We start from the raw sequence: 12,158 nt of genomic DNA, 5'->3' as shown, positions 1-12,158 counted from the left end.
CCCTTGCACCCGCCCGGAATCATTCCTTGGGCAGCACCCGCAGGCGCAGTTCGCGCAGCTGTTCGTTGCTGGGCTCGCTGGGGGCGCCCATCATCAGGTCCTCGGCGCGCTGGTTCATCGGGAACATGATGACCTCGCGGATGTTCTGTTCGTCCGCCAGCAGCATCACGATGCGGTCGACGCCGGCCGCGCAGCCGCCGTGGGGCGGCGCGCCATAGCGGAAGGCCTTGACCATGCCGCCGAAGCGCTTTTCCACCTCGTCATGGCCATAGCCGGCCAGTTCGAAGGCCTTGAACATGATGTCCGGGCGGTGGTTGCGGATGGCGCCCGAGATCAGCTCGTAGCCGTTGCAGGCCAGGTCGTATTGATACCCCTTGATGGTCAGCGGGTCCTGACTCTCCAACGCCTCAAGGCCCCCCTGCGGCATGCTGAAGGGGTTGTGCGAAAAGTCGATCCTGCCGTCGTCGCCCTTTTCATACATCGGGAAATCGACGATCCAGGCGAACTTGAACTGGTTCTCGTCGGTCAGGCCCAGTTCGCGGCCGATCTCGTTCCTGGCGCGGCCGGCGACGGCCTCGAACTGCTCGGGCTTGCCGGCGACAAAGAACACCGCGTCGCCCTCGCCCAGACCCAGCTGCGCGCGGATCGCCTCGGTCTTGTCATGACCCAGCGCCTTGGCGATGGGGCCGGCCGCCTCGGTCGAGCCGTCCTCGGCCTTGCGCCAGAAGATATAGCCCATGCCCGGCAGGCCCTGCGCCTGCGCAAAGGCGTTCATGCGGTCGGCGAACTTGCGACTGCCGCCGGTCGGCGCGGGAATGGCGCGGACCTCGGTCCCCTCCTGCTCCAGGAGCTTCGCGAAGATGGCAAAGCCCGAGCCGCGGAAGTGGTCGCTGACCACCTGCATCTCGATCGGGTTGCGCAGGTCGGGCTTGTCGCTGCCGTATTTCAGCATCGCCTCGGCATAGGGGATCAGCGGCCAGTCGGCATCGACCCGGCGACCGCCGCCGAATTCCTCGAACAGGCCCTGGATCACCGGCTGGACGGCGGCGAACACGTCCTGCTGCTCGACGAAGGACATCTCGAGGTCGAGCTGGTAGAAATCGGTGGGCGAGCGGTCCGCGCGCGGATCCTCGTCGCGGAAACCAGGGCGCGATCGGAAAAGCGGTCGAAGCCCGCCACCAGTCAGCTGCTGAATGCTGCGGCGCCTGCGGCAGCGCGTAGAACTTGCCCGGATGCAGCCGCGAAGGCACCAGAAAGTCGCGCGCGCCCTCGGGGCTCGAGGCGGTGATGATCGGGGTCTGGAACTCGGTGAAGCCCTGGTCCCACATCTTGTCGCGGATCCATTTGATGACGCGCGACCGCAGCATCATCTTCTGGTGCAGCCCGTCGCGGCGCAGGTCGAGGAAGCGATAGGCAAGGCGCGTCTCCTCGGGGTATTCCTGTTCGCCAAAGACGGGCAGCGGCAGGTCGTCCGAGGCGCCCAGAACCTCCGTCCCGGTGGCATAGACCTCGATCTGGCCGGTGGGCAGCTTGGGGTTCACCAGGCTTTCGTCGCGCAGCTTGACGCGGCCGTCGATGCGGATGACCGTCTCGGCCCGCAGCCGCTCGAGCGCCGAAAACGCAGGGCTGTCGCTGTCGGCGATCACCTGGGTGATGCCGTAATGGTCGCGCAGGTCAATGAAAAGCACGCCCCCGTGGTCGCGAACCCGGTGCACCCAGCCCGAAAGGCGGACGGTTTCCCCGGCATTGGCGGCGGTCAGCTGGCCGCAGGTATGGCTGCGATAGGCGCTCATCATCTTTCCCCTTGTATCAGCCGAGGCATGAAGCGCGACACGGCCGGGAAGTCAAGCGATCTAGAAGGGGCGCACCACGTTGCCGGAATAGAAATAGACCCCCATGCCCACGGTGAAGAGCGCATTCCCCGCCACCGCGTGCAGCACCCAGGCCGAAGGAAAGCCGCGCTTGAGATAGGCTCGGGCAAAGAACCAGCCGCCCACGAAGGTCAGGGCCGCGACCACCCAGGACCAGTACATCAGGTGGGCGAAGGAAAAGATGGCCGCGTTCAGCGCGATGGCGGCCCGGCCGCGCGGCAGGATCAGCGCATAGCGGTGAAAGAACAGCGGGCGAAAGATCAGCTCCTGCGGCAGGGCCGAGAGGATCGGGTAGAAGGTCCAGATCACCAGCATGAATTCGGGCCGGCTTCGGGCCATGTTGAAGATGGCGCCGGGTCGCTCGAACGACAGGATCAGCGCGCCAAGCGCCGTGGTGATCGCGATCATGCCCAGGATTTCCAGCCAGGGCAGCCGGCGCCAGCCGCGCACCAGGCTGTGCCAGTCGAAGCCGCCGGTGAACCACAAAAGCAGCAACCCGGCGGCGCTGAACAGCGCCAGCGCCTCGAACAGCAGGTGGCCGGGCATGAACAACGCAATGGCCAGCGGCGCCCCGATATAGAGCGCCGCGAACTCCAGCCCAAGCAGGAACCGGCCTATTGCAGCCTCCGGTTCAGCCAGCGGCGCCATTCGGCGGGCGAGCCGGCAAAGACGTTCAGGTCCACGTTGCCCTGGATGCCCGGGACGATGCCGGTGCCGGTGTATTGCCAGAAGCTGTAGCGCTGGCCGGGATAGACGATGCGGGGATGGCCCGCGACCGAGCGCAGCCAGAACTCCTCGGGCCAGGAGCCGAGGTTGTTGTCGCGGTAGAAATCCACCGTGGTGTAGATGATCGGCCGCTGGCCGTAGTATTGATGCAGGATGTCCTTGAAAATCTTGGCTTCCCGCAGGACCTCGTTCGCCGGCGGACGATACGGGCAGGTGCGCGAGGCGGTCCATTCCAGGTCGATGACCGGCGGCATGGCGCCGCGTTCGCGCGGCACGTTCTGGATGAACCAGGCCGCCTGCTGCGCGCCCGAACGGCAGAAATAGAAATAGTGATAGGCGCCGCGCGGGATCCGCGCCAGGGCCGCCTGCTGCCAGTAGGTGCGAAAGTTCGGGTCGGCGTGGTCGCCCCCCTCGGTGGCCTTGATGAAGGCGAAGCTGACCCCCGAGGAGCGCACCGCGTTCCAGTTGATGTTGCCCTGATAGCGGGAAATATCAATGCCATGCACAGGATGGTCATAGGGATGTCCGCCCACCCAGGCGTGCGGCGCGCTGTCGCCGAAGGCCGGCCCGCTGCCCTGCCCCACCATCACGGCACGGCTGCCGCCCCCGCCTCCGCCGCCGCAGGCCGCGAGCGCCGCGACCAGCAGGACCATCATCATTCTGCCGAAGAATTTCATCTCTGCCCCTTGCCCGATGCGCCTGTCCCGGCGCCTTGGGCCCTTATCGCAAAGGTGGGCCTCTGTGTCACGGTGGCGTGACAGTCACGAATATGTCAGCAGACGGTGGTGGCCGCGCAAAAGGGCGCGCGTTGCGCGGGTCGCACAAGGGGAAGGGGGAGACCGAACTCAGGATAACATGTCCACCGGCCTGGATGTCGACAAGGCGACGATTTCAGTTGCGGTTGCGCAGGGCAAACGCGGTGGCGAGGTTCGCCACCGGGGACGGTGCCGCACCGTCCCGACCAGGTTCGCAAGTTCGTGGAGAAGGTAGCGTCACGGGGAGGGTACATTCTTCCTATGAGCAGTCGTTGCGGTCACTGTCAAGGCAATCGCAACGAACACCACGGCCCCAAGCCGGGCCAGCATCTTGCCGTCCATGGCGAGCCTCCCGGTCAGTTGTTGCCGTTGAACATCTGCGCGTTGCCGGGCTGGTAGCCCGAACCCGGCGTGAGGAAGCGGCGGCGCTGCTCGCGGCCCTGTTCGGCGGCCGCCGCGCTTCCGCTTCGGTCAGCGCATTGGCGGGGCCGGTCGCCGAGATGACGGCGATCAGGTCGGAAAGCTGCTGCGACTTGAACGCCAACAGTTGATTGCCGGCCTGCGTGACTTGCAGTGGCCGTCGCGCCTTGGCTCTGCCGTCAAGCCTGGCCATCTCGGCGCAGTCGCTGTTGAAGTCTCCTCGTTCAGACATTCGGCCCTGAACCTGCCGTTGAATGCCTCGATGAAGGCGTTGTCGGTGGGCTTGCCGGGTCGGGAGAAGTCAAGGACGACCCCGCGCTGGTAAGCCCAGAGGTCCATGTCGCGGGAGATGAACTCGCCCCCTCCTCGATCGACGCGGATCGTCTTGGGATAGCCCGCCGTTCGCTGACGTCCATGGTGGATTGGCCTTCCAGCACCAGCGCATCCACCTCGGGGTTGGAATAGCGCAGGCGGTTGTTGGTCGCCGTGGCCCTTTTCCTCGTCAGCTCGTCATCACCGCAGGTTGCGGAGGCGACGGCGCCGAGCTGTCCGCCAGGAAGTCGAGCGCCTGCAGCGTGGCGATGGGCCGCTTGCGGCATCGGCGTGGATGCCGCGGGCCCGCCTCGCCCGCCTCGTCGCTTCCCGACATGTCGCCGGGAAAACAGTCCCCCGGACTGTTTCCTGTTTCCGGCTCAATCTCGCGCATAGCATAGGTTCTCTTTCAGCAGCCGTTCGTTCGCGCAGCACGCCGATCCGGCGATAGCCGAACCGGCACCGCTTCCGGCGATGGCCGGCGTCTCCTCGCGGAAATCGGGGCTCGCCTTGGGCTCGGACAATCGGCATGCTTCAGTGTGAAAGTACCTTCGCTCATTCGCACCGGCCGTCTTGGTTCGCACCGATATGTCGGCAGGCCCGGCGCTGGAGATATCGTCATCCCGCATCGCCCTTCCCAGATGCCGCTGCGATCGGTTCCAGCGTCGTCAGATTTCCAACGAGTTGCTGGACGAGTTGCTGAAGGGCTGCGGCCTGAGGATCTGCTGGGCGATGGCGCGGATGAGGAGCTTGCGCATCACTGCGGTGAGCGCGACTTTCGCCGGTTTCCCGCGCTGCAGAGCGCCTGATAGGTCTGGCCGAGCTGCGGTTGTGCCGGGGGCGATCGGGCGCGTACGATTCAGGCCGCCGCGCGATCCGCGGGCCCGCCGCCGATCCGCGACTGGCCATTCGACCGGCCGGACATGTGTTTCCGCTGCGCGCGCGTGATGGCGGCGTTCTGGTGCGCGCAGGCCATACCGAAGCTTCGGTCGATATCCCGCCCAGACCATCGCCGATTTCTTCGGTGCGGTAAAGCCCGGCAAGCGCGGCTGATATCGGCCTCCCCAATGCGTTATTGGAGATGGCGTTGATGGGCGACGGCGTTCCGGCGGATCAGGTCTATGAGGCGCTGGCCACGCCAGAGGGGCTCGACCGCGCCTTCGCCAAGCTGGATACATCAAGCGGGCAGGGCAGGGCGGCAATCCGACGGCAGGCATTGACGATTCGATGCGTTGTACCCTATGCCAGACGTGATCTAGGACAACTGACCTATAATGGCCGCACCATCCACTCGTGACCTGATTGTCGAAAAGGCCGACGCCCTGTTCTACGAGGGCGGATACGAGGCCACCTCCTTTCCATTCGCAGGGCGGCCGCACAAGGATGTCGCGCTGAAGTTCTTTGCTTTGCGACAGCACGCAGCGGTTCTGATGGGCCATCTGGTACTGCGGCCCAGGTGCGCTAGTCTTCTGCCTCCACTGGCGCCGATCGACTGCATAGCAGATATGCGCCGCACATTCCATTCTGTTTTCGACGTTTGAAGAATGCGCTGGGTCGGCCAGATTAGTCTGGGCGGATCATGAGGCCACTGTCGGAGCGCACCTGGGTGGCTTCGCGGGTCCAAGGGTTTCAGGGTCCGTGCTGTCCACCCGACAGACCAGCTTCCTGCCGAACGAGGACCAGGGCTTCATCATCACGGACGTGCAGACGCCGCCTGCCGCCAGCTCGAACCGCACCAGACCAGGTGCTGGCTGCCGCGACCGAGATGTAGTATGCCGCCATGCCCGAGGTGGAAAACACCGTCTCGATCCGGGGCTTCAGCTTTTCGGGGCAGGGGCCGAACGCGGGGCTGATCTTCACCACCTTCAAGGACTGGGGCGAGCGCGGCGAGCCGTCCGTTGCCGAGCGACTTCTCGATGTGCGGATGATGTCGCAGCAAGGCTTCCACGGTGGCAGGCTCGCGCTCGGGCAGCAGGTCGATCACCTGCCGCCGTTCCAGGTCGCAGATCATCGTGCCGTAACGCTGCCCCTTGCGCCATGCCCAGTCATCGATGCCGATCACACGCGGGGGTTCGGAGGCGGGGCCCATCAGGTTCCGCGCCCCACGCAAGAACGTGTCTTTGCTTGCCGGCACCAGAAGGCGCCGGGCGAGCGCCTGTGCAGTTACGCTATATATCACGTAACTCATTATTTTGCAGAAAAAATTTTGTTAATTTATTTACCATATTAATGCTGATCGTGTAAATAGTTTACTCTCCACCCGGGTTGCCGTCTTGACCGGCCGCAAGGCGCATCGCATTGGCCGCACCGCAGTCCGCAACGATCTTCGATGGACCATCTCCTGCGGAGCGTCCCGCCAGCATATCGCCTTTGCGGATCGGGAACGTCGCCTCAGGACGGCAAAGTTCAGTTCGGTCCAGGATCTCGATTGGAGGTACTTTCGGATCGATGCCCTGCGCCTCGATGAAGGCATCAAGCATGGCTTGAACCTTGTGGGCGACCCCCCGGACGTCGAGCGAACGATCTCGGTAAAGGTTCGCCGCGGCCCCCGCCCCGTCGGGCAGCCCGCCCAATTCCTCGATTCCTTTCACCGTCTCGGGCATGTCGGTGCCGGGATAGCGGAAGGCGGTCATGCGGGCCTGCGGGTCCGAGCCGGGGGGCCGCCGGTCAGGCTGTCGCCCAGCAGGGTGCCGCCCTGGACCAGCGCGGCAAGGGTCAGCACGGTGACGACAGGCAATCGCCGGGATTATAGCGATCTCGGTCACCATACCGACCGCGACCAGCGCGATGCGCACGGGCTCGGCTTGCGCCGCCCCGGCCATCAAAGCGCTGGCGACGGCGGCCGTGGTCAGTGCCTTTCGGATGATGCTCATGTGTCTTCCCCTCCCATTGGGCGTTTCGCGCCGCCTACTCCTCGGCGCGCCAGCGCTGCCAGGCAAAGCGGTTCGGCGCCGGCTCCATTCCGCGTCCTGCCCGGCGGCCGAAGTCCCGCGAAGACTTGAAGGGATAAAGCCCTTGCCGACAGGGAAGCGGCACCCTGACACATAACGTCTTCGCGCTTTGCTTCCGCACTGTGGCGTGGGCTGCCTGGTCGGTATGTTGCACAATGCAACACAGGGCTTTCACTATGACGGCGAGCACCACCATGTCGATTCGGGTTTCCCCCGAGACCAAGCGGAAGCTGGAGCGGATCGCCGGAGAAACCCGGCGCAGCAAATCGTTCCTCGCGGCCGAGGCCGTTTCCGCCTATGTCGCGGGCCGAGTCGTGGATCTGCCACAGGTTCCAGTCCAGCGGAAAGCCGTGCAGCGCCGACGACGGTTCGTTCATCGCCCAGGCCAGCACGGTCTTTTCGCGCATCGCGCGCGGCACCCGCACCGATTACGTCGAGGTCTTCGACCCCGCTTCGGAGCCGTCGATTGACGAACTGGCCGGTATAGACGACCTTCCTGAGTGCCGGCCTCTTTCAGCAGGCGGCAGACCTCCTGGGTCTCCAGCGTTCCCGATTCGCGTTCGAAGGCCATTGACTTGGCACTCGTGACGTTCCCTGTTGAAAGACGGCTCTCCGGATTGGGACAGGCCGTTTTCTTGGTCGGGGTTATCGGCGAGTCGAACCGAATGGTCCTTTATGGAAGCGCGATTTTGGGGGTGTTCGTCCCCCGGGGGTTTTCACGTTCCGGCCGCGCGTGAGTAGGTCAGGCCTACGTCGGCTTCCTGGTCAAGCGCCGTCGGGGGTATACTAGACCGTATACATGCGGTCTCTCAGTCGCTCGTGAGGCTGACGTCATCATCTAACGTGAACAGCGGCTTCCTCGTTCTTCGGGTCGAATACAAATCCAAGCACGTCGGACACGATTTACCCAGACATCCGATGCCATGCCGGTGTACCAATCTAGCCGTGCGACTGGCCTAACAGGGGCACCTCTGGCGTTACCAAAAGGCACAGCCATGTGCCCCGGGCAGCGGCCCCAGCCGTGCATGCCTCTTTTTTCAGAAAGTTGCGGCAAGAGCTATAAGAGCTATTCAACAAGACCTACCTTCCAAGGCTATCTGGATTTTGCGAATTGCTGCTCTGGGCGTCAGAGAGGAACTTGCTATCCCCGCCGTACTCGATCATGGGCAGCAGCGCATCCAGCGACTTCTTGGCGTCGCCATAGAACATGCGGGTGTTTTCCTTGTAGAACAGCGGGTTCTCGATCCCGGAATAGCCGGTGCCCTGGCCGCGCTGCTGACGAACACCTGCTTGGCCTTCCAGACCTCCAGCACCGGCATGCCGGCGATGGGGCTGATCGGTCCTCCTGCGCGGCCGGGTCCGATGTCGTTCGAGCCGAATCCTATGACCACATCCGTGTTCGGGAAGTCCTCGTTGATCTCGTCCATCTCCATGACGATGTCATAGGGCACCTTGGCCTCGGCCAGCAGCACGTTCATGTGCCCGGGCAGGCGGCCGGCGACCGGATGGATGGCAAAGCGGACCGTCTTGCCGCGCGCGCGCAGCTTGCGGGTCAGTTCGCTGACCGACTGCTGGGCCTGCGCCACCGCCATGCCATAGCCCGGCACGATGATGATCTCGTCCGCGTCGTTCAGCGCCGCCGCGACGCTTTCGGCGTCGATGGCGACCTGTTCGCCCTCGATCTCCATCGCGGGACCCGTCTCGCCGCCGAAGCCGCCCAGGATCACGCTGACGAAATTGCGGTTCATCGCCTTGCACATGATATAGGACAGGATCGCACCGCTTGATCCGACCAGCGCGCCCACGACGATCAGCAGGTCGTTGCCGAGCGTAAGCCATGGCCGCCGCCGCATAGCCGGAATAGCGTTCATGCTGAGACCGCCACCGCCGTCACATCGGCGACCGAGGTCATGGCCCAGTTGATCCAGTGATAGCCGAAAAGGTCGCGGCCAGGGTGTGTCGCCGCCGCAGGACCGGTGCCCCGGTGGTGCAGTACAGGATGGCGGCCAGCAGCGACAGGGCCGCCGCGCCAAGCGATCGCCTTCCGGCGCAATCAGCTCCGCCGGGTCCGTGAGGCTTTCCGCACGATGCCCCGAACGGCCAGGCGTGTACATCCTGATCGGCGCCGATGAAGATGCACAGGACCGGCAACTTGCTTACATCGGCGAGTCCGAAGGCGTCGGCGCTCGATTGTCGTATCACAACTCGAATGAGGCCGGTCGCGATGCCAAAGCGTCTGGCGCGCAGCACCGCGACAGTTCGAACCGGGCGTTGAAGCCGACACACGGCGGCCAGGCTTACCAGCGAATCCATCCGCGACCAGCCCCGGCATTTCCGTCATCTGCACGCGCTGGCAACGCCCAGCCGATGGCCCACCGTGCCCGATCAGCAGCGAGGCGTTGCGCATCACGCCCTCGCGCAGGGGATCGCGCATCCCCAGCCCGATGACGATATGGACGCCGTGCCGCTGCGCCGTCGAGCCCGCGCCAGCGACATAGGCGGAAATGCCGGCCTCGATCGCGGCGCGGGTCAAACCTGTGTCGGGTCGGCGGCATGGTCCTTGACGATGCTGGAACAGCACCTCCGGGTCGTGCCAGAAGCCGCCGAAGATGTTGACGCCCGCCATGCCGACAGCGCCGCGATCAGCGCGACCAGCCACGCCCCGACCCGATCTGCAGTAGCGCGCCGACGATGGTGTCGCGGACCTGGCGTTGCGACCCAGCAGCGGCCCAGCGATGGCTGACGTTCATCCCCTGGGCCTGATCGAAGCACCGTTCGGAAGCATGTTTTCGGAAACTGTTCTGGCTGGGCGCCGACCAGCAGCATCTGCGGTTCGGCGCCTCCTCCATGTAGAGCGCGGTGAGCCCCAACGCCGCGACATAGGTCGTGCGCTTTTCTTCGGGCGTCAGCTCCTTGGGCTTTGTCCTTGGGCTTTTGCGGCGCGGTGGCGGCGACCTTGGGCGGCGGCGGCGGCCAGGTCACGTCGCCGTCATGGGTGCGGTGGCGCCGCGGATGACGTCGTCCTCCATGTTCTGGCGATCAGGCCGTCCTGCCGGGCGTCAGGTCGTCTAGCAATGTCGCGATGATCTTGCCTTATCGGATGTTCTTCGCCCCCATGCGCGAGGGGAAGTCGGTGTAGCCGATGACGACAACGGCGTGTCGTCTGGTCATCTGACGCTGGATTGCGCTGATCGGTGGCGGATGCGCTGTTCGGGCTGCCGCAGTCCGGCCCGGCGATTCGCCGTTAGACGCGCCGGGATTCGCGCGGCAGAGCAATAGGCGCCGCGTCGGCTATCGCTTGGGCGCGGGCCGGCCCGGGCCGTGCGGTGGTGTGACGCGTCCGCGCGGGGCCCGGAGTCCTGCCGGCGAAACTTGGGGTGGGAGCAGCCCGCGGCTTTATCCGGGGGAGGGGGTGACGGACGTCATGACCGGCGGGGGCGCGGGGGCTTTCGTGGAACCTGGTCCTTGAAGTCCAGATAGACGAATTCGGCGCCCATCGATTCAATCTGCTCGGCGACCTCGGGGCGCACGTCGAAGGCATAGGCCGCGCGCCCAGGCTGGGGGCGTTGCCGATGGCGGCAAGCCCCGTCAGCCGTGTCCGATCGACCAGCCCTTGGGCGGTCGGGACCTGCCAGGCGCCAGTCAGCTGCCGGGACAGAACCGGCCAAGTGTTGCGATCCGCCTCAGATCAAAGGCCGCGCGGAGCCAGGTGCGCGCGCGAGATGACGGTAACTCGGCCAGGATATTGCCCGAACTTCTGATAAGGGAATGCCTGATAGCGCGACGGCATCCGGCTGTTCGGGGTTCTGCGCCGGCCGCTGGCGGGTGGGGGCTGGCACGCGCCGCGTCTGCGGCCGATCTCGGCCAGCTGGGGGGGGCGGACTTGACCGCCACGCCGCTGATTGCCCATGACGCGGCCGGCGGTCGGCACGTCGGTCACGCCGGCCGCCTGATAGGCGCGCAGCAAATCGTCCCCATCGACGCCGGCCATTTCGCAAACCTGATGGAAGCTGCTGGTCCCGAACCAGGAGGGGTAACCGCGACACGGGCCTCCCCCTCGTAACTCTCTTTCAAAGCCCAGTCCGCTTCATGCGACAGGGCTTGCGATCATGCGGGTTTGCGCACACGGCGGGATGCCACGCTGCCTGTCTCAGGGTTCGGCCTGCAACTGTGTGATTGCGGCGGCGGCGATGATATCCTCGACCGAGCATCCGCGCGACAGGTCGTTCGCGGGCTTTGCGAGGCCCTGCAGGATGGGGCCGATGGCGGTCAGCCCGCCCAGGCGCTGCGCGATCTTGTAGCCGATGTTGCCCGAGGCGAGGTCGGGGAAGACGAACACGTTCGGCCGCCCCGACAGCCGGCTACCCGGCGCCTTCCTGGCCCGGATGGCGTCGTCCAGCGCCGCGTCGAACTGCATCTCGCCGTCGATTTCCAGCCCCGGCGCGGCGGCACGCACCAAGGCCAGCGCCTCGCGGATCTTGAGCAGGCTTGGGTGGTCGGCCGAGCCGGCGGTGGAAAAGGACAGCATTGCCACGCGCGGCTCCTCGGCCAGCAGGCGGCGGCAGCTGTCGGCGGCCGACAGCGCGATGGAGGCCAGCCCCTCGGCGTCCGGCTCGACCACCAGCCCGCAATCGGCAAAGATCATGCCGCCCCTGATCGGCGCCGCCGGGCCGCAGGACAGCATCAGAAAGAAGCTCGAGACGATGCCGGCGCCCGGCGCGCGGCCGATGATCTGGAGCGCCGCGCGCACCGTGTCGGCGGTGGTGGCGACGGCCCCGCCCAGCGTGCCGTCCGCCTGGCCCAGCCGGACGCGCATCGCCGCCTGGCGGATCGGGTCGCGCATCTCGGCCAGGGCGCGGTCGGCGGTCATGCCCCGGGCGGCGCGCATCCTGTGCCAGTGCTCGGCAAGCTCGGGCAGGTCGGGCGCCTCGGCCGGGGCAAGCGCCGTCACCCCCGCAACGGCCGGCCCGTCCATCAGCGTGATCCGGGCCAGGCCTTCGGCGGTCATGCGGGCGGCGGCCTCGGCCACGCGCGGATCGCCCCCTTCGGGCAGGATGATGTGGCGCGGCTGGGCGCGCACGGCGGCCAGGATACGGTCGAGCGGTTTCATGGCAAGGTCCTTC

General features: G+C 65.8%; 10 protein-coding genes and 7 pseudogenes. 4 read left to right on the top strand and 13 right to left on the bottom strand.

The window, feature by feature from the left end:
- Window positions 1-19: 19 nt before the first annotated feature.
- The 8 genes and pseudogenes from aspS to DPM13_RS21005 form a co-directional block, all read right to left on the bottom strand.
- Window positions 20-1,793: pseudogene (gene aspS, locus DPM13_RS12995) on the bottom strand (aspartate--tRNA ligase).
- 60 nt (window positions 1,794-1,853) lie between these two features.
- Window positions 1,854-2,519 carry a CPBP family glutamic-type intramembrane protease gene (locus DPM13_RS12990; RefSeq protein ID WP_080621938.1) on the bottom strand — a complete coding sequence of 222 codons (666 nt, stop codon included), beginning with the start codon at window positions 2,517-2,519 and terminating at the stop codon, window positions 1,854-1,856.
- Complete coding sequence (locus DPM13_RS12985) at window positions 2,486-3,274, bottom strand: glycoside hydrolase family 25 protein (RefSeq protein ID WP_036762614.1); 789 nt, start codon at window positions 3,272-3,274, stop codon at window positions 2,486-2,488. Before DPM13_RS12985 ends, DPM13_RS12990 begins: the two co-directional genes overlap by 34 nt.
- 315 nt (window positions 3,275-3,589) lie before the next feature.
- Complete coding sequence (locus tag DPM13_RS23510) at window positions 3,590-3,682, bottom strand: hypothetical protein (RefSeq protein ID WP_223252599.1); 93 nt, start codon at window positions 3,680-3,682, stop codon at window positions 3,590-3,592.
- 26 nt (window positions 3,683-3,708) lie between these two features.
- Window positions 3,709-3,932: pseudogene (locus DPM13_RS23505) on the bottom strand (P-type conjugative transfer protein TrbJ); the annotation flags it as partial.
- A 62-nt stretch (window positions 3,933-3,994) separates the two neighbouring features.
- Window positions 3,995-4,171: pseudogene (locus DPM13_RS12970) on the bottom strand (integrase core domain-containing protein); the annotation flags it as partial.
- A gap of 103 nt (window positions 4,172-4,274) precedes the next feature.
- A complete protein-coding gene (locus DPM13_RS21010) occupies window positions 4,275-4,478 on the bottom strand; it encodes a hypothetical protein (RefSeq protein WP_189654677.1) in 204 nt (67 codons plus the stop codon).
- Entirely contained in the window at window positions 4,465-4,608 is a 144-nt protein-coding gene (locus tag DPM13_RS21005; protein WP_189654676.1) for a hypothetical protein, read from the bottom strand. Before DPM13_RS21005 ends, DPM13_RS21010 begins: the two co-directional genes overlap by 14 nt.
- A gap of 303 nt (window positions 4,609-4,911) precedes the next feature.
- On the opposite strand from DPM13_RS21005, the pseudogene DPM13_RS27145 reads away from it, so the two are divergent.
- Window positions 4,912-5,081 (top strand): annotated as a pseudogene (locus tag DPM13_RS27145) (3,4-dihydroxy-2-butanone-4-phosphate synthase); the annotation flags it as partial.
- Between the two features lie 5 nt (window positions 5,082-5,086).
- Window positions 5,087-5,261 (top strand): annotated as a pseudogene (locus DPM13_RS23495) (ABC transporter substrate-binding protein); the annotation flags it as partial.
- Window positions 5,262-5,998: 737 nt separating this feature from the next.
- On the opposite strand, the pseudogene DPM13_RS27705 reads toward DPM13_RS23495, so the two are convergent.
- Both DPM13_RS27705 and DPM13_RS19830 read right to left on the bottom strand, forming a co-directional pair.
- Window positions 5,999-6,245, bottom strand: a pseudogene (locus tag DPM13_RS27705) (transposase); the annotation flags it as partial.
- 88 nt (window positions 6,246-6,333) lie between these two features.
- Window positions 6,334-6,717, bottom strand: a complete 384-nt coding sequence (locus tag DPM13_RS19830; RefSeq protein WP_145963375.1) for a hypothetical protein — start codon at window positions 6,715-6,717, stop codon at window positions 6,334-6,336.
- A 494-nt stretch (window positions 6,718-7,211) separates the two neighbouring features.
- Here DPM13_RS19830 and DPM13_RS23490 point away from each other — a divergent pair, with 494 nt between their 5' ends.
- Window positions 7,212-7,505: a CopG family ribbon-helix-helix protein gene (locus DPM13_RS23490; protein WP_223252011.1), complete on the top strand. Its 294-nt coding sequence runs from the start codon at window positions 7,212-7,214 to the stop codon at window positions 7,503-7,505.
- A complete protein-coding gene (locus tag DPM13_RS23485) occupies window positions 7,411-7,623 on the top strand; it encodes an amine dehydrogenase large subunit (RefSeq protein WP_223252598.1) in 213 nt (70 codons plus the stop codon). Before DPM13_RS23490 ends, DPM13_RS23485 begins: the two co-directional genes overlap by 95 nt.
- A gap of 492 nt (window positions 7,624-8,115) precedes the next feature.
- Here DPM13_RS23485 and DPM13_RS27135 read toward each other — a convergent pair.
- From DPM13_RS27135 to DPM13_RS12900, 3 genes and pseudogenes are all read right to left on the bottom strand, one after another.
- Window positions 8,116-9,382, bottom strand: a pseudogene (locus tag DPM13_RS27135) (NAD(P)(+) transhydrogenase (Re/Si-specific) subunit beta); the annotation flags it as partial.
- A 1,341-nt stretch (window positions 9,383-10,723) separates the two neighbouring features.
- A complete protein-coding gene (locus tag DPM13_RS12905; RefSeq protein ID WP_112888165.1) occupies window positions 10,724-11,026 on the bottom strand; it encodes a hypothetical protein in 303 nt (100 codons plus the stop codon).
- 159 nt (window positions 11,027-11,185) lie between these two features.
- Window positions 11,186-12,145 carry a phosphate acetyltransferase gene (locus tag DPM13_RS12900; protein WP_112888164.1) on the bottom strand — a complete coding sequence of 320 codons (960 nt, stop codon included), beginning with the start codon at window positions 12,143-12,145 and terminating at the stop codon, window positions 11,186-11,188.
- Window positions 12,146-12,158: the final 13 nt, after the last annotated feature.

This window comes from Paracoccus mutanolyticus, assembly GCF_003285265.1.
Lineage (GTDB): Bacteria > Pseudomonadota > Alphaproteobacteria > Rhodobacterales > Rhodobacteraceae > Paracoccus > Paracoccus yeei.
This window is presented reverse-complemented; position numbering and strand designations above follow the sequence as displayed.

Excerpts from the sequence above, each read along its gene's own strand:
- DPM13_RS23510 (WP_223252599.1), bottom strand. The coding sequence starts at position 3,682 with ATGCTGGCCCGGCTTGGGGCCGTGGTGTTCGTTGCGATTGCCTTGACA.
- DPM13_RS12985 (WP_036762614.1), bottom strand. The coding sequence starts at position 3,274 with ATGAAATTCTTCGGCAGAATGATGATGGTCCTGCTGGTCGCGGCGCTC.
- DPM13_RS12990 (WP_080621938.1), bottom strand. The coding sequence starts at position 2,519 with ATGGCGCCGCTGGCTGAACCGGAGGCTGCAATAGGCCGGTTCCTGCTT.
- DPM13_RS12905 (WP_112888165.1), bottom strand. The coding sequence starts at position 11,026 with ATGGCCGGCGTCGATGGGGACGATTTGCTGCGCGCCTATCAGGCGGCC.
- DPM13_RS12900 (WP_112888164.1), bottom strand. The coding sequence starts at position 12,145 with ATGAAACCGCTCGACCGTATCCTGGCCGCCGTGCGCGCCCAGCCGCGC.
- DPM13_RS21010 (WP_189654677.1), bottom strand. The coding sequence starts at position 4,478 with ATGCGCGAGATTGAGCCGGAAACAGGAAACAGTCCGGGGGACTGTTTT.
- DPM13_RS19830 (WP_145963375.1), bottom strand. The coding sequence starts at position 6,717 with ATGACCGCCTTCCGCTATCCCGGCACCGACATGCCCGAGACGGTGAAA.
- DPM13_RS23490 (WP_223252011.1), top strand. The coding sequence starts at position 7,212 with ATGACGGCGAGCACCACCATGTCGATTCGGGTTTCCCCCGAGACCAAG.